Genomic DNA, 22,500 nt, shown 5'->3' with positions numbered 1-22,500 from the left:
GATTGCCACGGAATCACGTGGTGATCAGCCCATGTCCGCGCAGTGCCGCCAGCACCGCCGACAGCGTCTTTCGCGCCTCTTCGTCGCGTACCGAACCCCCGTCGGGCGCAGCGATTGCAGCACGTTGCGCGCCGACCACCGCCACCCCGTCGATCGTCAGCCGGCTGCCCCGCAACTCGCCGACCCGCCACGCACCCCCGCGGAACTCCACGGTCGTTTCGCTGCCGGACCACCACAATCGCATGCCTTCGCGCGGCGGTGCGAATCGCCATCCGCCTGGCGTCATGCCGGCAACCTGCCGCGCCTTGCCCGCCCAGGCGCCGGTCGGTGCCGGCCCGACGATCCAGCACGAACCGACCGCCGGGCTCGTCGGCGGCACGTCCTCGGCCACGCCGGCGACGCATCCGTGCAACAGCAGATCGATCAGCGTCAGCGCCTCGTTGTGCGTCATTTCCTTTTGCGCCTGCGAGGCGTGCAGCAGCGGCAGCGCCAGGCGGCTGGTCTGTTCGGTCATCACTTCGTCTCCGGTCGATAGGTCGTGGTCACGGCATCCGATGCGCCGTTGGTGCCGATCTGGCGGACCGCGATGGTCAGCGGCTGGGCCGGCAGCGCGACGCGCAGCAGCGGTTCGGTCACCTCAATCGTGCGACCGTCGCTCACCGTCACGCGATACGCCTCGCGCTCCTCGCCGATCGGCACCTCCGCCCCGTCGCGCCACGCCACCACGCCGCGCGCACAGCGTATCCAGCGCAGCTCCAGCATCCCGGCCCGCATCTCGGCGGTCAGGTGCACCGGGGCCGGCGGCACCAGCCCGTGCTCGGTAGGCACGATCGTCGCGGTCGCGACATCGTCGGCGGCGATCCCCACCGCCATCGCCTTCACCATCCGCCCGGTCACCGGCACCGGCTCCTCGATCCGCCGCAGCGTGGCGGGGTCGAGCAGGACGAACGCCTCGCCAGCCTGGTGCCCCGCCATCGCCGCCCCCGTCCCTCGCCGCCCGCGCCACAGCCCCGACAGCCGCCAGCGCGCCGGGCCGATCCGCTCGGCCCGCGCGAACTGCACGATCTCGTCGCCGACCAGCGCCGCATTGCCGCCGCGATCCAGCGCCTGGGCGTCGATCCCGGTCAGTGACATCGCATCGTGCAGCAGCGTCACCTCGATGCTGTTGCTGCGATCCTCGATCAGCGCGCTCGCCGGCCTGGGCGGCAGCGTCACCGTGCCGATCACCCCCGGTGCCGCACTGTCGCCGATCTCGGTCCAGCCGCCGGCATCGTCGCCGGTCAGCAGCATCGCCCGCCGCCAACCCTCACGCGTGCCCGCCGCCACCGCCGCGACCACCGGTGCGCTTTCGCCCGCCTCTGCGGGCAGTTCGATCAGCAGCAGCCGCGTCGTCCCCGCCACCACATCCTCGGCCAGCCGCGGCTGACCGACCGCTGCCGGCGCGGGCAGCGTCGCCGCCGCGATCCGTACCAGCTCGATGGTGATCCGCATCGCTTCGATCCGGGTTCGTCGCACCCGCCACAGTCCGGCCTCGCCCGCGATCGTCACGCGGTCGCCGGCGGTGATATCGATCGATCGCCAGTCGAGCACGACGGTGCGCACCTCGCCCGCCAGCACCGCCCGTGCCGCCAGGTCGCCGGCGATCGCCGCCGCTCCCGCTGCATCCAGCACCGCCGGCAACTCGACGCGCAGCATCCGCCGCGCCCCACCCGGCCGCAGCAGCTGCTGCACCCCCGCCTGATAATCGCGCGCGATGTCGTGATAGGCGATGGCGACGTCGCTCGGCACCATCGGCGCCCGCCGCCATTCGGGTGCCTCGCCCGCCGGCCCGTCGTCCGCGATGGTCCGCGCCGCCCCGTTCCCGATCCGCAGCAGCGTCCCCTCGCCATCGGGCGCATACCAGCCGCCCAGCGGATCGACCAACGCCGCCACCGCATCGCGCACCCGCGTGCCGCTCGCCGCATAGCCGATCAGCGCTGGCCCCGCCGCCTCCGCCCGGATCGCCCCCTCGCCCAGCACTTCCGCAATCCGCCCGACCGGCACCGGCGCTTCGTCGGCGATCACCTCGAAGGTCAGCGACGGAATGCGGTTCCCGAAATCGGCCAGCGCCAGATCCTCGAACACCGCATAGGCAATGCCGCGATGCGCCGGCGCCCGACCGATGCCGACGATACTCTCGATCAGCGGATCGGGCGCCTGCGCCTCGTCGCCCGGATACCAGCGAAACCCGGTCCGCGTCTTCCAGTCGGCGGCAGCCCCGCGCAGCAGCTTCCCCTCGGCCCAGATCCGCCCGATCCCCCGGATCGGCCGCGCCGACAGCGCCACTGCGAACGATGCCGAATAGCTGTACTGCCGCACCCGCGACGATCCCTTGCCGCTGCTCGTCGCCGCCTCGCGCAGGTCGGTCGCCCAGATTACCGTCCCCGCCACCCGCATCGTCCCGAACAGCTTCGGGATCGCCGCGCCATAGCTGGACAGCTGCACCTGCAACTCCCGCAGCCGCGGCCCCTCGCGCGGCGGACCGGCAAAGAGCTGATCGTCGATCGCCCGCCCGGCCATCGCTCCCACCGCCGCCCCGATCGGCCCGGCGATCGCGCCCCCCACCACGGTCAGCACCACCGTCGCCATGCCAGCCTCCTATTTCCGATAGATACCGATCACCGGCCACGGCACGTCGCGCCGCTCGACCACCGCCCGCGCCACCGCATCGGCATGGATGATCCCGCCCCCGGTCGACAGCGCCAGATGCAGCTGCCCCGGCCCGCTCATCATCAGCAGCACATCGCCCGCCGCCGCCCGCTCGACCCGTCGAAAACCCGAAGCCGCCAGCACTGCCGCCACCCGCCCAACATCGCCGCATCGCCCCGGATAGTCCGCCGGCACGTCGGCCTGATGCGCCCAGCCGACCAACCCGACACAATCGAACCCGTCGCTCCCACGCCCCTGCCGCCGGAACCGCGTGCCGACGACGCTCCGCGCCCGCTCGAGCGCGCTCATGCCCCCGGATAGCGCGTCAGCAGGTCGATCCCCGGCAGATACGGCTCGCCCCGGAAATTCGCGACATTGCCGAACCGGTCGCGACAGGTCCCCAGCGTCCCGTCGCACCCCTCGCTCAACTCGACCAACGCTCCCGCGCCATCGAAGCGCGGCGGCAGTTCCAGCGTCACGCCATCGGCATCGGCGGCCAGGATCATCGCCGACAGCCCGCTATTCGCTCCACCGAACCACCGCAGCCGCCCCCGCGCAAACTGCCCGCCCGCCGCCAGCGTCAGCCGCGCGTCGTCCTGCGCCACGACCCGCACGATCCGCCGCCGTGGCGCCATCGCCACCCGGCACCGTTTGTCGCCCAGCGTCGCGCGGCAGCCCGGCGAGGTCGCCTCGACCACCGGCGCGTCCAGCCGCACCTCGCCCCCCAGCAACTCTGCCGAAAAGCTGCCCCGCCGCGTCTCGACCCCGCCGATCCGCCCGGTCGCGACCGGCACCGGCGCCCCCGGCTTGTCCCAGTCGACCGCGAACACCGCCACCCGCGCCCCGTCATAGCGCCCCGCCAGCAAGTCCCCCGCCCCGATCGCACCGTGCGACAACGCCCCCTCAACCGCCATCACCGCCGCATCGAGCGTATCGTCACGCACGATCGCCGAGGGCACCATTCCCGGCGCCGCGCGATAGGTGAGGCCATCGACCTCCAGGTCGCGGTCATGCGCGGTCAGCCCGATCGTCACCCCGTCGCGCCGGTCGATGCGCCAGCACCAGGTCAGCGTCGTCAGCCCGCTCATGCCTCACGCACCTCGATCAGCGGCACGCTGGCCGCACTGCCTGCACCATGGGTCGCGCGCGCCACCTGCAACCGGTCCTCGGCAAAGCGGACCGGCACATCGAAGCCGAACCCTGCCGTCACCACCACGCCCTTGGCCGGCGCGACGTCGAGCTGCACCCAGCCCCCGGCGACCACCGCAAAGCCCTGCGTCTCGGCACCTCCGACACCGACGCGCACGCTGCCTGCCACCGGCCGCGTGATCCGCCGCACCATCGCACCGTACCGCTTCATCAAAGCGAAGCGCGTCGTCACCCCGTCACCGGTCCCGATCGCCACGTCGCCGAACGCCGGCGGCGTGCCCGTCGCGTGGTCGAACGGATCCTGCAACCGGAACGCCCGCGCCGGTCCCAGCCGTGCCCGGAAAAAATCGAGCAGCACCGCCACGTCGCGCTCGGACCGCACCCCCAGCCCGACATCATAACGCGTGCGCGGTTCGGCCCAGTCGACATTGCGCGCCTCGGCACCCCCCGCGCCTACCGCGATCGCGGTCGACGTCTCCGGCATCACCTCCGCCTGCGCGCCCAGCGCCAGCGGAAAGCGCACGTCATCATACGCCTCCATATCCCCCTCCTCGTCGAACCAGATGAACCCATCGCGCAACACCTGCGGCAGCGCCCACACGAACGTCTCCGCCACGCCCCGGCCCCGCGCGACCTCCGCCGCCGCGGCGATCGGCCGCCACTGGGCGCGATCCTCCGGCCGCAGCACGAAGCCGGAAAAATAATGCTGCTCGTGCGTCGGATAGCCGAGCCGCACCCCCGCCGCGGTCACCCCGCGCGCGGTCGCGCCGACATTGCCGGTCGCCGCCCAGTCATAATCCTCCAATTGCAGCACATCGAAGGCCGGCTTCGCCCAGCCGACCGGCAGGTTCGCGCGCTTCACCTGCGGACTGGCCGCATCGAGGATCGTCGGCAGATAGGCGAGTAGCAGCGCTTCCTGCGCGCCCGCCCCCCGCGCCGCCGCGACCAGCGCCGCGGTCGATGCGGCCAGCAGCTGCCCCGCCCGGTCGAGCAGCGCCCGCTTGGCCGCGGTCAGGTCGCCGCGCACATCGTCGATCGCCACCGGATTGCCGCCCAGCGCCACCTTCGCCGCTGAATCATACAGGCAGATGCGATGGTCGGGCGTCACCCACCACCATGGCTCGCCGACCTGGAACCGTGCCTTGCCGCCCGCCGCGCGCGCGATCCCGACGAACGCCCGCGCCACCGCCTGCAAATACGCCATCGCTCCCGAATGCGCCGGCGACAGCAGCGTCGATGGCGGCACCCATCCGGTCAGCGCCGGCGACCCGTCGCTCGCCCGCTGTTTCCAGTCGCCCCAGCAATGCGCATCGAACAATTCGTAGCTGAGCGACCAGATCACATCATAGCCGAGCGTCCCGGCCCGCACCGCAAAGTCGCGATGCCACGCCGCGCACGGCCCGTTCAGCACCCCCCCGGCCAGCGACACGAACAGCCCGTCGCCCGACCGTTCGAGCCGGAAATAATGGCTCATCCCGACATAATGGACGAGGGCGCCGCGATACCCCAGCCGCAACGCATTGTGCAGCAACCGTGCGGGCGTCAGGTGATAGCTGTCGTCATAGCCGCTCGCGATGCGCAGCCCGTGTTCGGGCACGATCACGTCGCCGACCGTCAGCACCGATCCCGGCCCGTCGCACCGGATCGCCGACACTTCGACCCAGCCCTCCGCCGGACCGTTCAGAAACCCGGCACTGCCATCATAGTCGGGCGGCACCAGCGACACGAACATCCGGTCGACATCCCCCGCCCAGACCGGCACCGCATCGTCGGGCAGCCGGTAGCCTCCGACCACCGTCGCGAAATCGATCGCGATCTCCGCGTCGTCCGGCGTGCCGGCCGCATAGTTCCAAAGCCGCACATACCACGCGCGCGAGAAGCCCTCTGCATCGCGCCCCTCGATCGTCAGCACCGGACCATGCGTCGCATCCAGCGCCCGCACGCCGCCCGATCGCCAGCGACACCGCAACGAACAGTCGCGATAGTCGCGCGACGTTTCATAGCGCAGCAACGCATGATCGTGCCGGTCCTCCGATGCCCAGATCAGCCCCGCCAGATCGTCGCGCCGGTAAAACACGCAGTCGACCCGCAGCGCATCCGGCCCGGTCGTCACCACCGACGCCATCATCGGCCTTGGAAAATCGACGGTCCAGTAAACGGGATCGAACCGGGTCAGCACGCCTGCTTCCTGCACCGTCCGTTGCTCGGCCAGCCAATGCCCCATCTCACGCCTCCATCAGCGCGGCGCGCACCGCGCGCGCGACCTGCCGGCTCGATTGTTGCAGCGCGCGCGGCGCATCCTGGCCGGCTGCGTTGACCGTGATCGCCACGCGCACCTCGCGCGGCTGTCCGCCCTGCATCGGCACGACGTGCCCGCTGCTGGTTGGCACGAACCATTCCGGCCCACACTCGCCGACGACATAGGGTCGCGCCGGGCTGACCGGTCCGCCGGTCGCCCGTCCCGGCGCACCGCCGACCAGCGCGCCCAGCACGCTCGCAATCCCGCCCGCCGCGCCGCCAGCGCCGGTCTTGCCCAACACCGCCGCCGCCGCGATCTCCGCCAATATCTTCAGCGCCGCGTGGCGCAGGCCGTCCAGATCGATCTTGCCGGTCCGGATCGCCCGGCCCAGCGCGGTCTCGATCGCCCGCCCCGCCCGCTCGACCCCGCCCTTGAACGGCCCGTCCAGACTGGCCTGCATCGCCGCCACGTCGCTCGCAAATCCGGCGGTATCGGCGCGCACGCGCACGATCAGCCGTTCGATTTCCTCATCCATCGGGAAAACGCTCCTTCAGCCTATCGATCGTCGCGCGGTCGCAGGGGGCCGGCGCATCGCCCCGCACCGCCTGCACCAGCGCGCCCAGTTCGGCGGGGGTCGCCGCCCAGAAGGCGGTCGGGCTCCATCCGAACGCCACCCCCGCCAGCCCGGCCGCCCGCGCCGCACTCTCGGCGAACGTCACCGCCCGCCCAATATCTGCGCGATCAGCATCTTCAGCGCAGGCGTCGCCGCCGCGATCCCGCCCGCCGTCACGCTTTCCGCAAATTCCTCGCGCGACATCGGTGCCGGATCGCGCAGGCAATGCCACAGCAACGCGACCAGCTCGGCCAAGGTCAGCCGCCCCGCCGCTGCCCGCTCCACCAGCGCGAACAGCGACCCGACCTCCCGCTCCGCCGCGACCAGCGCCGCGAAGCTCGGCCGCAGCACCAGCGTCTCGCCGCGCACCCGCAGGCTCGCCTCGCCGCGCGCCGCATTCGCCGCGCCGCTCATGCCGACACCACCGGGCCCGAGGATTCGAGCGCCAGTGTGTAATTGCGCTCGCCATTATAATCGCCGGCATAGTCGAGCCGCGTGACCAGGAACCGCCCGGTCATCGTCTCGCCCCCTTCGAACGTCAGCCGATAGTCGTCGATCGTCCCCGCCAGCGCATTACCGCGCAGCCGCACCTCCGCCGCCGACCCGGTGAACACCCCCGCCCCCGACACGCTGACCGACCGCACCCCCGCGCCCGACAGCAATTCGCGCCACCCGCCCGAATCCTTGCTGGTGATCGCCACCGCCTCACCATTGACGCTCAGCTGCGTCGTCCTGAGGCCCGCGACCGTCGCATAGGCCACGGGCACCGCCCCGTTCCCGATCTTCAACAGAAACGCGCTACCCTTCTCCGCCGCCATATTTTTCTCCTGATTGTAATTCTCGTCCCTCTCCCGGCGGGAGAGGGAGGGAGCGGCGCAGCCGCGGAAGGGTGAGGGTGAACCCCCTTCACCCCGCCAGCATCCGCACCCGAAACTCGACCGACCCGACCCAGCCCTTGCCGTCGCGCACCACCCGGCTGCGCACGAACACCAGACTGACGATCCGCCATCCCGTCAGCACGACCGGCGCCGACAGCACCGCCGCTTCGGCCACCGCCGCCAGCGTCCGCAGCCGTTCCGGCACCTCGCCATCGTCGAACAGCTGCACCACGACCCGCCCCTCGCGCCCGGCGGCATCCTTGGTCCCCCAGTCCGACAGCACCGGCGTGTCGACCACGACGAACGGCCGCGCGGCACGCACCGGCGACGCCTCGAACACGCCCGCCCCGGTCAGCGCACCCCGCAGCCGCGCAACCACCATCGCCTGCAACAGCGTACCCGCGATCATCGCCCCCACCCCGCGATATCCTGCAGCCGCGGATCGACGATCGTCCGCCGCGTCAGGCTCCTGCCCGACAGCACGACCGTGTCGCCCTCGACCGCGACCGCCACCCCCGGTACGTCCTCCGCCACCGCCACGACCCGCGCCCGCACCACCGCCGCCCGCCGCTCGGCCACGGCTTGGCCGCGCACCAGCGCCGCCCTCATCGCCGCGCTCCCGTCAGCCGCATTCGTCGCCACGACCGCCACAGCGCGCCCACCGCCGCCGGCGGCGCGGCACTCGCCGTCCGCTGGTCGAACAGATGCGCGACCAGCAGTACCACCCCTTGCGCCACCGCCGCCGGCACCGCCTCCCATGTCGCGGCGATGCCGGCGGTGAAGTGCACCGGACTGGCCGCCGCCATCCGCACCCATCCGGTCCCATCGCCATCGATATCGATCGCCGTGACCGGCGCGACCGCGACGATCGCGCGGACCGGCCCCACCGGCAGCGCCCGCCACTCCCCGCCCGCCGCCATCATCGCCTCGTGGCTCCGCTCGATGATCGCCGTCCCGGTATAGGCCTCGGCCAGCGCCAGCGCGCTCGCCGCCAGCCGATCGATCACCGCATCCTCGGCATTCCCGCTGATCCGCAGATACGCGCGCGCCGCATCGCGCACGCCTGCGATCGCCGCCGCCGGAAAAGGCGCTGCGCTCATACATGTCTCCCAATTCGAGGAAGACGGGGCGGAGCCTCCCTCCGCCCCGCCCGATCACGCCACTGCGATCTTCAGCAGCTTGATCGCCTCCGAATTGACCACCGCCCCGCCGACGCGCTTGGTCGCGTAGAAATGCACGAACGGCTTGTTCGAATAGGGATCGCGCAGGATCTGCGTCTCCGCGCGTTCGGTGATCAGATAGCCCGCCTTGAAATTGCCGAACGCGATCGGGAAACTGCCCGCGGTGATATCCGGCATGTCCTCCGCCTCGACCACGGGATAACCCAGCAGCGTATCGGGCTGCCCCGCCGCCAGCCCCGGCATCCACAGGAACGCGCCCTCGGCACTCTTGAACTTGCGGATGCGCGCCGCCGTCTGCGCGTTCATCACGAACGTCGCCCCCTGCCGGTACGCCCCGCGCAGCGCCTGCACCAAGTCGATCAGCCGGTTCTCCGGTTCGGCGCCGAAGTCCGCCGCCGCCCCGCTCGCCAGATACTGCATCGTCCCGAACGGCCGCGTCGCATCCCCCGTCACGGCGGTCGGCCCGGTCAGGAACCCGCGCGGCCGCCCCACGCCATTGCCGCTGACGAACGCCTGCCCCTCCGCCCGGGCGAACTCGCTCGCAATCTCGCCGGCCAGCCATTGCTCGACATCGAACGCGGCATCATCGAGCATCGCCTGGCTCGCCGCCGGATTGGCATAGAGCTCGCCCATCGGCGGCGCGATCTCGTTGAAGGTCGGCGTTGCCGTCTCCGGCCGCGCCCCGCCCTCGCTCGCCCAGCCCGACGGCGTACCGCCACTGGTCACCAGCTTGCGATAGCCCGCCGTGCCGACGCTCACCACCTGCGCGATGCGACGGATCGGGCTGGCCGATTTCAGCGTGGAGCCGATCATCGCATCGATCTCGCGCGGCACCGCCACGCCGCCCGCCGCATCGCTGGTCCCCGCCACCGCCTTGGTCTCGACCTCGGATCCGCTGCGCACGAACGCACCGAAGCCACCCCCCGGCGCCGCCCCGCTCAGCATCGGCCGGCTACCCCCGACACCCGTCCCCGAAAAGCTGCCCACCAGCGTCTCGATCGTCATACCCGTCTTCCCCATAGAAAAAGGGGCGCCGCGACTTGGCGACACCCCTTCGGTTAAAAAATGAATACAGAACCGCAGGATCACCCGTCCTCGACGGCATGAATCCGCGCCAGCGGCTGCATCGGCTGCGCGACGATACTGACCTCGACCAGCTCGGCGGCGGCGATCGTCCGCCACGCCCCCTGCCGCACCTGCGTCGCGCGGTATCCGAACGACAGCCCCGTCACCGCCCCGCACGCCACCAGCCGCGCCGCCTCCCCGCCGTCGATCCGCCCGACGACCCGCAAGCCCCGCGCATCTTCGCCCAGCAACTCGACCGTCCCAATCGGCTCGCCCCGATGCTGCCACAACAGCGGCACCCGCCCCGCCGCCTTCAGCGCGCCGGGCAGCACCACATCGCCGCCCCGGTCCGCCCGCCCGAAGATCGCGGCGTACCCGGCGAACCTCACCGCGCCCATTCGGGCCACCCGCTCTTCACCGCGATCCCGACCAGCAGCAGCGCGAACACCATCCGCATCACCCAGGCGAGCGCCGCCCGCACCGCCGACCGCTTGGCATCGCGCCACGCCTTCAACAGTTCGCGCAGCTCCTGCACATCCCCCGCCGCCGCCGCATCCGACAGCCCGATCCGCGCCATCGCCCGGCTCGCGCCCAGCTCGCCCGCCTCCTCCGCAATCGCGCGCAGCGTCTGCAGGTCGGCGCCATCCTCCGCCGCCTGTCCCATCAACTGCGCCAGCAGCACCCCGTCGCCCATCGCCTGTCTCCTGCCTGTGTGCTAGGCGGCGACCCGTGAGACCCCGCCTGCGCATCATCCTCGCCGCCTTCGGCGCGGCCCTCCTCGCCTTCACCTTCGCGCTGCCGGTCCTGAAGGGGAAACGCTGCGCCCAGGCCGGCGGCAGCTTCGACCGCCTGTCGATGACGTGCAGCGTCCACTACTGACCCGCTCCATGAAGAAGCCGTACCCCCGCGCAGGCGGGGGTCCAGAGCCCAGCAAAACAGCGGCCTGCGCCTCGATCCCTGGACCCCCGCCTGCGCGGGGGTACGGCGTGGAAAATCACATCCCCACCAACGCCCGCTTCTCCTCGGCGCTCAGGAAGTCTGCCGCCCCGACCCGCGCCCACAACTGATCGCGCTCGTCACTGAGCGCCACCACCCGGTCGAGATCGACCGACAGCGCCCCGCTCCCCAGCCACCCGTCGATTGCCTGCCCCAAGGCACCCAACACCCGCTCGCCCAGCGGCACGATCGTCTGCCGCCACAGCGCCCGGTTCGCCTCGCGATAATTGGCATAGGTGTTGTCGCCCGGCAGCCCGAGCAGCATCGGCGGCACCCCGAAGGCCAGCGCGATCTCGCGCGCCGCCTGCGCCTTCAGCCCGACGAAATCCATGTCGGCCGGGGTCAGGCTCATCGCCTGCCATTTCAGGCCCCCATCCAACAGCATCGGCCGCCCGGCATTGGCCGCGCCGGCAAAGGCATCGTCCATCTGCGCGCGCAGCCGGTCGAACTGTTCGCCCGACAGCACGCCGCCATCGCCCGGATCATGGACCAGCGCCCCGGAAGGCCGCGCCGCATTGTCGAGCAGCGCCTTGTTCCACCGCGCCGCTTCGTTGTGGATCGCCACCGCCCCCGCCGCCGCGCCCAGGCACCCCAGCCCATAATGATCGTCGAGCGGGTGGAAGCCGCGGATATGCACCACCGCCGGCCGCCCCGCGCCATCCTCGGCCGCAATCCGCGTCACCCGCTCGCCCACCCGGTATCGATAGGCGACCGGCCACCCCGCCGCATCCGCCTCCACCGTCACCCGTTCGGGGCGCAGCGCATAGAGTTCGCCGATCCCGCCCGCGCCGTCCTCGATCAACTGGATATAGGCGTTGCCGTGCAGCAGCAGTTGCGCGGCCACGCTCTCCAGCAATTCCTGCCCCGCCGATCGCGCCGCGACCAGCGCCACCGCCCGCGTGTCGCCGGTGACCGGCATCGAAGCGACCCCTTCGGCGACCAGCCGCACCGCGCGCTGCGCCACCGGATTGCCCAGATAGGCGGCGCGCACCTGCGCCTCATAGCCCTGCGCCCAGCCGCCCGCCGCCGGCCCGCTCCCCTCACGCCACAGCACCGCACCGGTGCCCCCACGCGCCAACACCGGACGCGACCCATCGCGCCCGGACCTGCGTCCGAACCATTTCATGCCAATTCTCCTGAAACTGATGGCTCCCTCGCCCCTGCCAAGGGGAGAGGGATGCGCAGACTTGGTCTTTGCACGGCAAAGGCCTAGTCGAAGCTGGGAGAGGGGTAGGCGCGCAGCGCGCGAGCCAAAGGCTCGCTCGATCCGATCACCAACCCGTATCGATCCGTTCCCTCACAACACCCGCACCGCCGCCTGGCCCCGCCGCCCCAGCATCAACTCCTGCATCGCCCATACCAGCGCGTCGGCGCGATCCGGCGACCGCCCCGGCCCTTGATACCCGCCCCCGGCGACGATCCCGCACAATTCGTCCTCCAGCGCCGGGAACGCCCCGACATGGAACGCCTTGCCCTTCTCATACAGCGCGACGATCGGCTCGGCGCGCGCCGCCTTGCCCCGCGATGCGTGGACCAGCGTCACCGGCAGCCCGGCATCCGCCGCGCGCAGTACGCTTTCGACCATCGCCCCGCCCTGGTTCGATTCCGCCACCACCCGGTCGGCGCCATGCCGCGCCGCGCACGAGGCGACCGCCCCCGCCCAGCCCTCGGGCGACAGGCCGGCGACGCTCGCATCGGCCAGTACATAGCCATGGCCATCCTCGCCGAGACCCACCGCGACGATCCCGCACGCATCGCCGTCGATCCCGGCCGGCGGATCGACCCCGACCACCACCCGCACCAATGTCGGTACCGTGTCGACCCGCCGCTGCTCGATCATCGCGCGCGACCACAACGCCCCTGCGACATCCTCGATCAGCTCACCGTCCAGCTCCTGCCGCCCCAGCCGGGTGCCGGCATAACTTCCTCTACCTGCGCGACATAGCTTTGGGGCAGGTGCCTATTGTCATAGGTCCGCCCACCGGTGATCCGCACGCCGTCCATCGCCCGGATGCGCCGCAGCAGCGGCACCACCCGCGGCGTAGTCGTCACCAGCGTCTGCGGCCGCTCGCCCAGCCGCATCCCCATCATCAGATTGTCCCACGTCGCATCGGCATTGCGCCATTTGGCCAGCTCGTCGCACCACGCGATATGATGTTCGGGCCCGCGCAGGCTTTCCGCGCTCTCGGCGGCATAGATATAGGCACGCGCCCCCGATCCGAACTCCACCACGCCGCGCGAGGGACGGTAGGTGACCGGCCCGAAATGCCGGCCGATCGCCAGCACCCCCGCCGGTCCCCTTATCATCACCTGCTCGACGTCGCGCCGGGTCGCGCCGACCAGCGCGATGCGAAGGTCGCGTTGGTCGGCGGTCTGTCCGCAGACCCATTCGGCCCCGGCATGGGTCTTGCCGAACCCCCGCCCTGCCTGGATCAGCCATACCGTCCAGTCATTGTCGGCGATCGTTTGGCCATCATGCGCCCACAGCTTCCACCGCGTCGCCAATTCGCGGCGGCGATGCGGGGTCAGCCGTGCCAGCGTCCGTTCGAGTTGCACATCGTCCATCTCGGCCAATGCCCGGACCAGCGGGTCCATCCCGCTCATGTCCGACGCTCCAGCTTGCCACGCATCGCCTTGATCCGCTTGATGAGCATCGCATCCGTCTCGGCCTGCGTCGCCCGCAACTGCGCCTCGCGCCGCCCGGTGCCCTCCTTGACCAGCGCCCGATGCCGATCGAGCAGCCGGATCGCCTGTTCGACGCTGATCGGACCGGTGACGACCTTGTCGGGATCGCCGACCGGGACATCCTCCAATGCGGCAATCGCTTTCGATACCAGCATCTCCTCCAGCCGGTCATACCCGGCCAGCAACGCCATGCGCCACTGTTCGGCAAAGGCGGCATCGCGTCGGCGCAACGCATAGACGCTGGCCTGCGTCAGCCCGACCGCTTCGGTCGCCGCCCTGACGTTACAGGTCGCCGCCACATGATCCAGAAACTGTGCACGGCGCGACGGCGTCCATCCGCCGGCGATCCGCTGCTGCTGCACCGGTCGCCTGCCCCCGCTGGTCAGCACTTCCTCCCGCTCCATCGTCTTCCCCCCGATCGAGTGTCCCGGACGCGAAACGGGGCCGAAGGCGTCGCCGCCCGGCCCCGATCCGCAATTCCTCACTGTTCCTGTTTTGTTCCATATCAGCGTGACGATGTCAAGCGCATTGTTCCCATTTGGTTCGTTTTACCACAGCCATAGCGCGGGCCGGGCATCGTCCCCATATCCCGGTCATCGTTGGCAGATGGTCCGTAGGCGCCAGCGACCGGGAGACGCACGTGCTTCCGCTTACGCTGTTGGGAGCGTCATCCATGGACCTCAACGATTTGCTGCACCGCCATCAGGTCGCGCTGATGCGCGCCGCCACCGCCACCACGTCGCAGGCGCGCCAGTCGCACGACGGCACCGCGCGCTGCTACGAAACCAAGATCGAAACGCTGCGCACCATGCTCGGCGCGTCGGGCCGGATGGTGGCGGCATGACCGCCCCCGTCGACACGCTGGCCGATGCTCCGGCCGAAACCCCGCGCAAGCCCGGCGCGATGCGGTTCCAGCGCAAATACACGACCGTCCGCCTGACCCCCGATCAGGCCACCCGCCAGGGTCAGGTCGCGACCAGCGCCTTCCGCCGCTTTGGCGAACGCGACAAGGCGATGGCCTTCCTCAACGGCCATGACGAAGCCCTGGGCGGGAGGCCGCTAGACTTGGCCATCGCCAGCGCCGAAGGGCTGGAGAGCGTCGAGGCGGCAATGCTGGCACGGACGGCGTAACTCGCCCAAGCTGATCTACCCCCACCGTTCGTGCTGAGTAGGGGCTGAACGCAGTCGAAGACCCGTATCGAAGCACGGGTAGCTCGGTCCCCAACCCCCGCCCCCAACCCGTTCGGTTCGAGCAGCTTCGAGCGAAGTCGAGAAGCGTCCGTCGAGAACGCGGTCGTTTGGGGCAACCCCTTCTCGACTACGGTTCTCGACAGGCTCGAACCTGCGCTCGAAGCGAACGGGATGGCTATAGTGGAACAGGGGCAAACCAACTCACAACCCCGCCAACATCCCCTCCCAGGCTGCAACCTCCTCCTCGCGCCGCGCCAAAATCCGCACCGGCCCGACCGCCCCCGTCGCCGGATCGACGTCGACCTCCCCGTCCCACGTGAACGTCGCGTTGCCCGCGATCGTCACCACGTCGCCGACCGCAGCCGTCGCGCGCACCATGCCGCCGCGATTGAAGACCCGCGTCTCCACCCCCCAGCCGATCCGTCCCGTCCGCGCCGCCGCCAGCGTCGATGCCGCCATCGCGCTGCCGCAGCTGTTGGTCAGCCCGACGCCGCGCTCATAGGTCCGCACGAACAGCGCCGGGGCATGGCCCTTCTCGCGCAACTCGACGAAGCTGACATTGGCCCGCGCCGGGATCAGCGCCGGCCCCGCCTCGCACCAGTCGCCCAGCGCCACCAGCTCGCCATCGTCGACCGCATCGACGAACGCCACCAGATGCGGATTGGGCATCGCCACCGCGGTGAACGTGCGCTCGCTCGGCAACCCCGGAATGATCGCCTCGACGAACGGCGCATCGCCGGCGCTCAACCCGACTTCCTTGGGGCTAAGCGACACCGGCCCCACCTTCGTCTCAATCGTGGTCACGCCGTCCGCGATCGGCGCCACCCGCCGCGCCTCGGCGTCGCTCACCTTCAACCGCACCCGCCCGGCCGCGGTGCCCGTGACCTCGAACCCCAGCCGCGCGGTACAGCGCAGCCCATTCAGGCACGTCTCCGCCTCCGACCCATCGGGATTGAACATCCGCATCCCGAAAATATGCGACCCATCCCCGCCAGTTAGCAACAGCAACCCGTCGCCGCCGACGTCGCCCGACCGATCCGCCAGCGCCCGCGCCACCCGTGCCCATTCCTGATCGGACAGGGCGATCCCCCGCGCGTCGATCAACGGAAAGTCGTTGCCAGACCCATGGCAGTGAACGAACCGAAACCTCACGCCACCTTACTCCGCACCTTGGCCAGAAATCCGCGCTCCGCCTCCAGCCGCCGGGCAAAGGCCGGCCGCGCCAGCATCGCGTCCAGATAACGCGCCAGTTCGGGATGGCTCGCGGCATCGACCGGCGCGGTCGCGTGCAGCGAACTCGCCAGCGCGCTGGTCACCGCGATATCGGCCAGCGTCAGGCCGTCCCCGACCAGAAAATCGCGCCCCGTCGCCGCCTGTTCCAGATAGGCGAGGATCGGCGGCCATTGCTCGCGCTCGGCCTTGTCCGCCGCCGCCGCATCGCCCGGCACCCCGCGCAACAACGGCCCGACCACCCGGTTGAACAGCATCGTGCGGCCCGTGGCGAAGATCACCGTATCCGCCAGCTCGTCGAACCAGATCGTGCGCCCCCGCGCCTGAGCGTCGGCGGGGATCAGCACCGGATCGGGATGTTTCGCCTCGAGATAGGCGATGATCGCGCTCGAATCGGCTAGCGTGAAATCGTCGTCGACCATCGCCGGGATCTGCCCGAACGGGCTGATCGCGCGAAACGCGGGCGTGGTATCGCCCGGTGCGGTCGGGACCAGCTCGACCGACAGCCCCTTTTCCTCGGCAAAGACCACTACCTTGCGCACGAAGGGGGAGATGGTCGAACCGTATATCTTCATGGGTGCGTCTCCATTGGCCCGTCAGGGGGGCGACACCGACGCCCGCGCTGTGCCACAATCGGTGGTGGTGACGATAGTCCTCCTCCTCACGGTGATCGCGCTGACGGTCGCGCTGGCCCGGATGCACCGGCGCGTCACGGCGCTGGAGGCGCGGCTGCCCGATCCGGTCGCGATCGTCGAACCCGCCCGACCGATCGCCCCGCCCCCGACAACGCCAGCGCCACGCCGTCGTGCCCTGCCCCGCCCCGCCCTCCCCAGCATCGATTTCGAAACGCTGGTCGGCAGCCGCCTGCCGGTGTGGATCGGCGGGCTGGCGCTGGTCGTCGGCGGCATCTTCCTTGTCCGCCTGTCGATCGAGGCGGGATGGCTGACCCCGGCGATCCGCACCGCGCTCGCCGCGCTGTTCGCACTCGCCCTGCTGATCGGCAGCGAGGCCGCCCGCCGCGTGCCCGCAACCCGCGAAGACCCGCGCATCGCGCAGGTGCTGGCCGGTGCCGGCATCGCCTCGGCCTATGCGACGCTCTATCTCGCCGCCGCGCTCTACCATCTGATCGCCCCGCTTGGCGGGTTCGCGATCATGCTGGCGATCACCGCGCTCGGCCTGTTCCTCGCGCTGCGCCACGGACCACCGACCGCGATCATGGCGCTGATCGGCGGGTTCGCGGCACCGCTCGTCGCCGGCTATGACGCCGCGGGCATCGGCGCGCTGCTCGCCTATCTCGGCCTGTTCGTCGCCGCCTTGCTCGCCCTCGCGATCGTGCGCGGCTGGGCATGGCTGGCGGTCAGCACGCTCGTCGCCGCCTTCGGCTGGGCGGCGCTGCTGATCGCGCTGGTCCCGCCCGACCGGCTGGCCGGGATCGGCGCGTTCCTCGTGGCCCTCGCCATCGCCGGCAGCCTCGCCGCCCCGCGCGCCGCGATCGAGCGGCGTTGGCTGCGCGCCGCGCCCCTTCTCGCCGCGCTGGTGCAGATGCTGGCGATCGCACCGATGCTCGACTTCTCGCCGCTCGCCTGGGGCTTCTACCTGACGCTGTCGGCGGCGGCGCTGTTCCTCGCATGGCGCGACGCGACCCTGCTCCCCGCCGCGCTCGCCGCCGCGATCCTCGTCACGCTGCTGACCGCGGCCGGCATGGTGCAGGACGACGGCAACGCTACCGAAGCGATGGTGCCGCTCGCCCTGCTGCTCTTCGCCGCAGCCGGTGCCGCCCTCTCCCGGCGCAGTCCCGGCTGGGCATGGGTCGCACTCACCGGCACCATCGGCCCGCTGCTCGCCCTGCAGCTGTGCACGCCATGGATCGCCCGCCCCGCCTTATGGCTACTGCTTGCGCTCGCGGGAGCGGCACTGACATGGCGTCACCGCGACCGGATCGCGCAGCGTGATGCGGGGCTGGTCGGCGGCGTCGCCACCGTCGCGCTGGCGGCCAGCATCCTCCTCGCCATGCTGCTGCCCGCACCATGGCTGGCGCTCGCACCCCTCGCCGCCGGCGGCGTCCTGCTCGCAGCACTCCGCCTCGACGCGCCGGTGATCGGGCGGCTGGCCGCGCTGCCCTGGCTGCTCCTCATCCTCGCCGCCGCCGAACCGATCGCCCAGATCGGGGTCGCGCTCAGCAAGTCGCTGGGCTTCGACGTCTTCCCCTATGCCTATCTGCCGCCTGCCAGCGATGCCGCGACGCTCCTCCTGCTCCCCGGCATCGCGGTGCTGGTCGCGGCATGGCGGGCGCCCGCCCTGTTCGGATCGAACCGCCGCCTCATCCTGCCGGTGCAGATCGCGCTGACCTTGCTCGGTGGCTATGTCCTGCTCAAACAGCCCTTCGCCATCGCCACCCTGCCCCGTTTTCAGGCGAACGGCTTCATCGAACGCGCGCTGCTTACCGATCTCGCACTGCTGACCGGTGCGCTGCTGTGGCACCGCCAGTGCCGCCTCGCGACCGCCTTCCTCCTCCTCGGCCTGGCGCGGATCGTCTGGTACGACCTGCTCGGCCTCAACCCGGTCTGGATCGCACAAGCGGTCGGCCCGCTCCCCCTTCTCAACGCCGCCACGCTCCATTTCAGCTTCGCCGCCGCCCTCGTCTGGCGGCTGCGCGACGTCCCCCGCCGCAGCTTGATCGCGGCGCTGCTGACCCTCGCCGCCACCCTCGCCACCATCCGCCAGCTGGCCCATGGCACGTTCCTCACCGGCCCGGTCTCGACGCCCGAAAACTGGGGCTATTCGGCGGCGATGCTCGGCCTCGCCATCGTCTGGCTGTGGCGCGGCCTGTCGGTCGGCAGCGCCGATCTGCGCCGCTTCGGTCTCGCGCTGCTGACCCTCACCACCCTCAAAGTCTTCCTGATCGATGCCGCCGCGTTAGAAGGCGTGCTGCGCATCCTCTCCTTCATGGGGCTCGGCGCAGCGCTGATCGCCATCGGCTGGGCGTATCGGAAATTCACCCCAACCGATAATGCGCCGCCAGCCGATCGAGCGCCAGCGTAAGCACCAGCCGCCCGGCCCGCGCCGGCCAGCCCAGCGACTTCTCCGCCGCCGGCAGCCCCTCGTTCGCGCACACCGTCCGCCAGAGAATATCCGACAGCCCCGGCCCGACCGCCGCGATCGCCGCATCGAACCGTGCCTTGGCCGCGATCTGCCCGCCCGACGGGTCGACCGGTGCCCCCTTGGCGCCCCGTGGCGCGCAGTCCCAACGCATCGTCACCTGCGGCCCCAGCGCCGCGCGCTCATAATCGCCGCGCAACCGCTCGCCCGCATCATATTGCCGCGCGTCGACCATCGCCCGCGACCGCAACCAGTCGAGCGGCGATTCGCGCAGATTTACCGTCACCCGCCGCCCGCCCGGCGCATCCTCGATCCGCCCCGCCGCCAGCCGCCGTCCCACCAGTTCACGCATCCTGCATCTCCCGTTCGCCTCGACGGGCTTGTCACAGCTCCACGCTTGTAGGAAAGCGTTTGAACCAGATGGGTTTGCGAAAGGGCCATGCATGATTACCGCCATCCGCGAGGTGCGCCGCGCGCGCGGACTGACGCTGGAGGAGGTCGCGATCCGCTGCGTGCCGCCGACCACCGCGCAGACCATCGGCCGGCTCGAAACCGGCACCCGCACCGTCTCGGTCGGCTGGCTGAACCGCATTGCGCAGGCGCTGGCGGTCGATGCCGCCGATCTCGTCCGCCTGCCCGAACGCCCTGACCTGCCCGTGGCGGCGCTGCTCGACGCCACCGGTGCCGCCGCTCCCCGTCGGGCGATGAGCGTCACGCCGCCGCGCGCCGAACCCGATCTGGTCGCGGTGATCGTGCAGAGCGCGACCGGCGATTACCGTGCGGGCGACATGGTCTGGTGCCGCCGCCTCGCGCCTGCCGACTATCTGGCGGCCCTCCACCGCGACGTCCTCGCCCCCGGCCCCGCCGGCCGCTTCCTGTTCGGGCGGCTGCTAGCGTTCGACGGCGACGCGGTGTCGCTGCTCCCGACCCGGCTCGGCGCCAGCCCGGTCGCGCTGGTCGCACCATGGATCGCGGTCGCCGAACGGCTGGTGCGCAATTTGTAACCGCCAACATCGGCTACGAACAAGCCGTCGTCCCCGCGAAGGCGGGGACCCATAGACGCAACGGCGGCGCTTCCTGCCCGAACGTCAGCGTTTATGGATTCCCGCCTTCGCGGGAATGACGAACCCATGGGCACACCTGAATCCCCCACCCCCGACCTAAAGCGTCGTGACGCCCCCTCCTTCCCGTGTTAGCCCTTCTCCCCATGCCCTCGGCCTCCGCTTCCGCCCGCGAAATCCTGACGAACCTTCACGACGTGATGGCGTCGCGAAGTCCGGCGCAGGCGAAGCTCAACTCGGTCGTCCGCATCATCGCCGAGGCGCTGGATAGCGAGGTCTGCTCGATCTATCTGCTGCGCGAAGGGCTGCTCGAACTCTTCGCCACCGTGGGGCTGGCGCAGGAGGCGGTGCACGTCACCAAATTGGCCCCGGGCGAGGGGCTGGTCGGCACCATCGTCGCCAATGTCGAAACCTTGAACCTCGCCGAGGCCGCGACCCATCCCGACTTCGCCTATCGCCCCGAAACGGGCGAGGAAATCTATCACAGCTTTGCCGGCGTGCCGATCATCCGCCGCGAACGCGCGGTCGGCGTGCTGGCGGTGCAGCATGCCGATCCGCGCCGCTATGCCGATGTCGAGATCGAAGCGTTGCAGACCGTCGCGATGGTGCTGTCCGAACTCATCGCCAATGCCGACCTGATCGACGCGACCGGCGCCACCTCCACCCGGCCGCAGGCGACCGGCGCGGTACGCGTGCCGGGCTTCAAGCTGGTCGAGGGCATGGCGGCGGGCGTCGCCGTCTTTCACCAGCCGCGCATCGTCATCGAACATACCGTGGCCGAGGATGTCGAGGCGGAGCGCCACCGCGTCTATGCCGCGTTCGACAAGATGCGCGACCAGATCGAACGCATGTCGAACCAGGCCGAATTCGGCGTCGGCGGCGAACATGACGAGGTGCTCGCGACCTACAAGATGTTCGCCTATGACGAGGGCTGGGCGCGGCGCATCAACGAGGCGATCGACAGCGGCCTGACCGCCGAAGCCGCGATCGAGCGTGTGCAGCAACGCACCCGGATGCGGATGCGCGAGATCAAGGATCCGCTGCTCGCCGACCGGATGCACGATCTGGAGGACCTCTCCAACCGCCTGCTGCGCATCGTGTCGGGACAGCTCGGCACCGCCGCGCAAATGGGCTTGCGGCAGGACACGATCCTGATCGCCCGCAACCTGGGTCCTGCCGAACTGCTCGAATATGACCGCCGCCGGCTGAAAGGGGTGGTGCTTGAGGAAGGGTCGCTGACCGCGCACGTCGTCATCGTCGCGCGCGCGATGGGGGTGCCGGTGCTCGGCCGCGTCCGCGACGTCCGCCGCCTGATCGCGGAAGGGGATCGCCTGCTGCTCAATTCGGTCGAGGACCTGCTGGTCATCCGCCCGACCTCGGCGATGGAGGAGGCGTTCGAGGCCAAGCTGGCGCTGACGCAAAAGCGCCGCGCCGCCTTCGCCGCGATGAAGGGCGAGCCGCCGGTCACGAAGGACGGCCACCGCGTCACGATGATGGTCAATGCGGGCTTGCGCGACGACGTCGCCGCGCTCGACCTGACCGGTGCCGACGGCATCGGCCTGTTCCGCACCGAATTCCAGTTCCTCGTGTCGGCCACCCTGCCGCAGCGCGAGCGCCAGCAGCGCCTCTATCGCGACGTGCTCGACGTCGCCGGCGACCGCCCGGTCGTGTTCCGCACCGTCGATATCGGCGGCGACAAGGCGTTGCCCTATCTCGACCATGCCGAGGGGCATGACGAGGAGAACCCGGCCATGGGCTGGCGCGCGCTGCGCCTCGCGCTCGGCCGCGAAGGGCTGATGAAGGCCCAGGCCCGCGCCCTGATCGAGGCCGCCTCGGGCCGCACCTTGAACGTCATGTTCCCGATGGTCAGCGAACCCTGGGAATTCGACGAAGCGCGCGGCATTTTCGAGGCGCAGCGCGAATGGCTGCGCGGTCGCGGCAAATCGCTCCCCAACGACATCCGCTACGGCGCGATGCTGGAGGTGCCGGCGCTCGCCGACGTCCTCGATTTCCTGTGGCCCAGCCTCGACTTCCTGTCGATCGGCACCAATGACCTGACACAATTCCTGTTCGCCGCCGACCGCGCCGACCCGCGCCTCGCCATGCGCTACGACTGGCTCAGCCCCGCCATCCTCCGCTTCCTGCGCCGCGTCACCCGCGCCGCGCACGAAGCAGGCAAGCCCGTCGCCGTCTGCGGCGAAATGGGCGGGCGGCCGTTGGAAGCGATGGCGCTGATCGCACTCGGCATCGACCGCTTGTCGATCACCCCGGCCGCGGTCGGCCCGGTGAAAGCGATGATCCGCTCGCTCGACCGCCAGGCGGCAATGACCGAAATCGACCGCCTGCTCGCCACCCCGGCCAGAACCCTCCGCCCCGCGCTCGAAGAATGGGCCAAAACCAACGGCGTAGAGGTCACCTAAACTCC

Annotated in this window: 26 protein-coding genes and 1 pseudogene; 6 read left to right on the top strand and 21 right to left on the bottom strand. The window is 70.7% G+C overall.

Annotated elements, in window-relative coordinates:
• Positions 1-13 precede the first annotated feature (13 nt).
• From ACTHQV_RS04955 to ACTHQV_RS04885, 15 genes are all read right to left on the bottom strand, one after another.
• Positions 14-514 carry a DUF2793 domain-containing protein gene (locus tag ACTHQV_RS04955; protein ID WP_440488660.1) on the bottom strand — a complete coding sequence of 167 codons (501 nt, stop codon included), beginning with the start codon at positions 512-514 and terminating at the stop codon, positions 14-16.
• Positions 514-2,628, bottom strand: coding sequence for a GTA baseplate fiber-binding domain-containing protein (locus tag ACTHQV_RS04950; RefSeq protein ID WP_440488659.1), 2,115 nt, complete (start codon positions 2,626-2,628; stop codon positions 514-516). Before ACTHQV_RS04950 ends, ACTHQV_RS04955 begins: the two co-directional genes overlap by 1 nt.
• Positions 2,629-2,637: 9 nt before the next feature.
• Positions 2,638-2,997, bottom strand: a complete 360-nt coding sequence (locus ACTHQV_RS04945) for an NlpC/P60 family protein (RefSeq protein ID WP_440488658.1) — start codon at positions 2,995-2,997, stop codon at positions 2,638-2,640.
• A complete protein-coding gene (locus tag ACTHQV_RS04940) occupies positions 2,994-3,776 on the bottom strand; it encodes a DUF2163 domain-containing protein (RefSeq protein ID WP_440488657.1) in 783 nt (260 codons plus the stop codon). The genes ACTHQV_RS04945 and ACTHQV_RS04940 overlap by 4 nt, the downstream gene beginning before the upstream one ends.
• Positions 3,773-6,061: a DUF2460 domain-containing protein gene (locus ACTHQV_RS04935; protein ID WP_440488656.1), complete on the bottom strand. Its 2,289-nt coding sequence runs from the start codon at positions 6,059-6,061 to the stop codon at positions 3,773-3,775. Before ACTHQV_RS04935 ends, ACTHQV_RS04940 begins: the two co-directional genes overlap by 4 nt.
• A 1-nt stretch (position 6,062) precedes the next feature.
• Entirely contained in the window at positions 6,063-6,611 is a 549-nt protein-coding gene (locus ACTHQV_RS04930; RefSeq protein WP_440488655.1) for a tail tape measure protein, read from the bottom strand.
• On the bottom strand, positions 6,604-6,795 hold the full coding sequence (locus ACTHQV_RS04925; RefSeq protein ID WP_440488654.1) for a phage tail assembly chaperone: 192 nt from the start codon (positions 6,793-6,795) through the stop codon (positions 6,604-6,606). The genes ACTHQV_RS04930 and ACTHQV_RS04925 overlap by 8 nt, the downstream gene beginning before the upstream one ends.
• Positions 6,792-7,103, bottom strand: a complete 312-nt coding sequence (locus tag ACTHQV_RS04920) for a gene transfer agent family protein (RefSeq protein ID WP_440488653.1) — start codon at positions 7,101-7,103, stop codon at positions 6,792-6,794. The genes ACTHQV_RS04925 and ACTHQV_RS04920 overlap by 4 nt, the downstream gene beginning before the upstream one ends.
• A complete protein-coding gene (locus ACTHQV_RS04915; RefSeq protein WP_440488652.1) occupies positions 7,100-7,507 on the bottom strand; it encodes a phage major tail protein, TP901-1 family in 408 nt (135 codons plus the stop codon). The genes ACTHQV_RS04920 and ACTHQV_RS04915 overlap by 4 nt, the downstream gene beginning before the upstream one ends.
• A gap of 88 nt (positions 7,508-7,595) precedes the next feature.
• A complete protein-coding gene (gp17, locus tag ACTHQV_RS04910; protein ID WP_440488651.1) occupies positions 7,596-7,976 on the bottom strand; it encodes a tail completion protein gp17 in 381 nt (126 codons plus the stop codon).
• The gene (locus ACTHQV_RS04905) at positions 7,973-8,176 is read right to left on the bottom strand and encodes a hypothetical protein (RefSeq protein WP_440488650.1); all 204 of its coding nucleotides are present in this window, start codon (positions 8,174-8,176) and stop codon (positions 7,973-7,975) included. Before ACTHQV_RS04905 ends, gp17 begins: the two co-directional genes overlap by 4 nt.
• A complete protein-coding gene (locus ACTHQV_RS04900) occupies positions 8,173-8,667 on the bottom strand; it encodes a hypothetical protein (protein WP_440488649.1) in 495 nt (164 codons plus the stop codon). Before ACTHQV_RS04900 ends, ACTHQV_RS04905 begins: the two co-directional genes overlap by 4 nt.
• A 54-nt stretch (positions 8,668-8,721) precedes the next feature.
• Positions 8,722-9,753: a phage major capsid protein gene (locus ACTHQV_RS04895; protein WP_440488648.1), complete on the bottom strand. Its 1,032-nt coding sequence runs from the start codon at positions 9,751-9,753 to the stop codon at positions 8,722-8,724.
• An 80-nt stretch (positions 9,754-9,833) separates the two neighbouring features.
• Complete coding sequence (locus ACTHQV_RS04890) at positions 9,834-10,211, bottom strand: HK97 family phage prohead protease (RefSeq protein ID WP_440488647.1); 378 nt, start codon at positions 10,209-10,211, stop codon at positions 9,834-9,836.
• A complete protein-coding gene (locus ACTHQV_RS04885; protein ID WP_056458203.1) occupies positions 10,199-10,507 on the bottom strand; it encodes a DUF6127 family protein in 309 nt (102 codons plus the stop codon). The genes ACTHQV_RS04890 and ACTHQV_RS04885 overlap by 13 nt, the downstream gene beginning before the upstream one ends.
• A gap of 35 nt (positions 10,508-10,542) precedes the next feature.
• Between ACTHQV_RS04885 and ACTHQV_RS04880 the strand changes: the two genes are divergently transcribed.
• On the top strand, positions 10,543-10,692 hold the full coding sequence (locus ACTHQV_RS04880; protein WP_440488646.1) for a hypothetical protein: 150 nt from the start codon (positions 10,543-10,545) through the stop codon (positions 10,690-10,692).
• Between the two features lie 115 nt (positions 10,693-10,807).
• On the opposite strand, the gene ACTHQV_RS04875 is transcribed toward ACTHQV_RS04880, so the two are convergent.
• The 3 genes and pseudogenes from ACTHQV_RS04875 to ACTHQV_RS04865 all read right to left on the bottom strand — a co-directional run bounded on the left by ACTHQV_RS04875 (position 10,808) and on the right by ACTHQV_RS04865 (position 13,898).
• On the bottom strand, positions 10,808-11,935 hold the full coding sequence (locus ACTHQV_RS04875) for a phage portal protein (RefSeq protein WP_440488645.1): 1,128 nt from the start codon (positions 11,933-11,935) through the stop codon (positions 10,808-10,810).
• A gap of 171 nt (positions 11,936-12,106) precedes the next feature.
• A pseudogene (locus ACTHQV_RS04870) lies at positions 12,107-13,404 on the bottom strand (DNA-packaging protein).
• A 5-nt stretch (positions 13,405-13,409) separates the two neighbouring features.
• The gene (locus tag ACTHQV_RS04865) at positions 13,410-13,898 is read right to left on the bottom strand and encodes a hypothetical protein (protein ID WP_440488644.1); all 489 of its coding nucleotides are present in this window, start codon (positions 13,896-13,898) and stop codon (positions 13,410-13,412) included.
• A gap of 269 nt (positions 13,899-14,167) precedes the next feature.
• Here ACTHQV_RS04865 and ACTHQV_RS04860 point away from each other — a divergent pair, with 269 nt between their 5' ends.
• Together ACTHQV_RS04860 and ACTHQV_RS04855 are read left to right on the top strand one after the other, a co-directional pair.
• A complete protein-coding gene (locus tag ACTHQV_RS04860) occupies positions 14,168-14,338 on the top strand; it encodes a hypothetical protein (RefSeq protein ID WP_440488643.1) in 171 nt (56 codons plus the stop codon).
• Positions 14,335-14,625, top strand: coding sequence for a hypothetical protein (locus ACTHQV_RS04855; RefSeq protein WP_440488642.1), 291 nt, complete (start codon positions 14,335-14,337; stop codon positions 14,623-14,625). Before ACTHQV_RS04860 ends, ACTHQV_RS04855 begins: the two co-directional genes overlap by 4 nt.
• Before the next feature lie 261 nt (positions 14,626-14,886).
• Here ACTHQV_RS04855 and dapF read toward each other — a convergent pair whose 3' ends face one another.
• Together dapF and ACTHQV_RS04845 are read right to left on the bottom strand one after the other, a co-directional pair.
• The gene (gene dapF, locus ACTHQV_RS04850) at positions 14,887-15,837 is read right to left on the bottom strand and encodes a diaminopimelate epimerase (protein ID WP_440488641.1); all 951 of its coding nucleotides are present in this window, start codon (positions 15,835-15,837) and stop codon (positions 14,887-14,889) included.
• Entirely contained in the window at positions 15,834-16,490 is a 657-nt protein-coding gene (locus ACTHQV_RS04845) for a glutathione S-transferase family protein (RefSeq protein ID WP_440488640.1), read from the bottom strand. The genes dapF and ACTHQV_RS04845 overlap by 4 nt, the downstream gene beginning before the upstream one ends.
• 67 nt (positions 16,491-16,557) lie before the next feature.
• Here ACTHQV_RS04845 and ACTHQV_RS04840 point away from each other — a divergent pair, with 67 nt between their 5' ends.
• On the top strand, positions 16,558-18,957 hold the full coding sequence (locus ACTHQV_RS04840) for a DUF2339 domain-containing protein (protein WP_440488639.1): 2,400 nt from the start codon (positions 16,558-16,560) through the stop codon (positions 18,955-18,957).
• Here ACTHQV_RS04840 and ACTHQV_RS04835 read toward each other — a convergent pair.
• Positions 18,911-19,366 (bottom strand): DUF6456 domain-containing protein, encoded by a 456-nt coding sequence (locus ACTHQV_RS04835; RefSeq protein ID WP_440488638.1) that lies wholly within the window; start codon positions 19,364-19,366, stop codon positions 18,911-18,913. The genes ACTHQV_RS04840 and ACTHQV_RS04835 overlap by 47 nt on opposite strands.
• A gap of 91 nt (positions 19,367-19,457) precedes the next feature.
• Between ACTHQV_RS04835 and ACTHQV_RS04830 the strand changes: the two genes are divergently transcribed.
• Positions 19,458-20,018, top strand: coding sequence for a helix-turn-helix domain-containing protein (locus ACTHQV_RS04830; RefSeq protein ID WP_440488637.1), 561 nt, complete (start codon positions 19,458-19,460; stop codon positions 20,016-20,018).
• A 203-nt stretch (positions 20,019-20,221) separates the two neighbouring features.
• Complete coding sequence (gene ptsP / locus ACTHQV_RS04825; protein ID WP_440488636.1) at positions 20,222-22,495, top strand: phosphoenolpyruvate--protein phosphotransferase; 2,274 nt, start codon at positions 20,222-20,224, stop codon at positions 22,493-22,495.
• The last annotated feature ends 5 nt before the right edge of the window (positions 22,496-22,500 follow it).

The sequence above is a fragment of the Sphingomonas sp. SAFR-052 genome, from assembly GCF_051965015.1.
GTDB lineage: Bacteria > Pseudomonadota > Alphaproteobacteria > Sphingomonadales > Sphingomonadaceae > Sphingomonas.
Note: the sequence above shows the minus strand (reverse complement) of the source record. Positions and strands in the feature narration are given on the sequence as shown.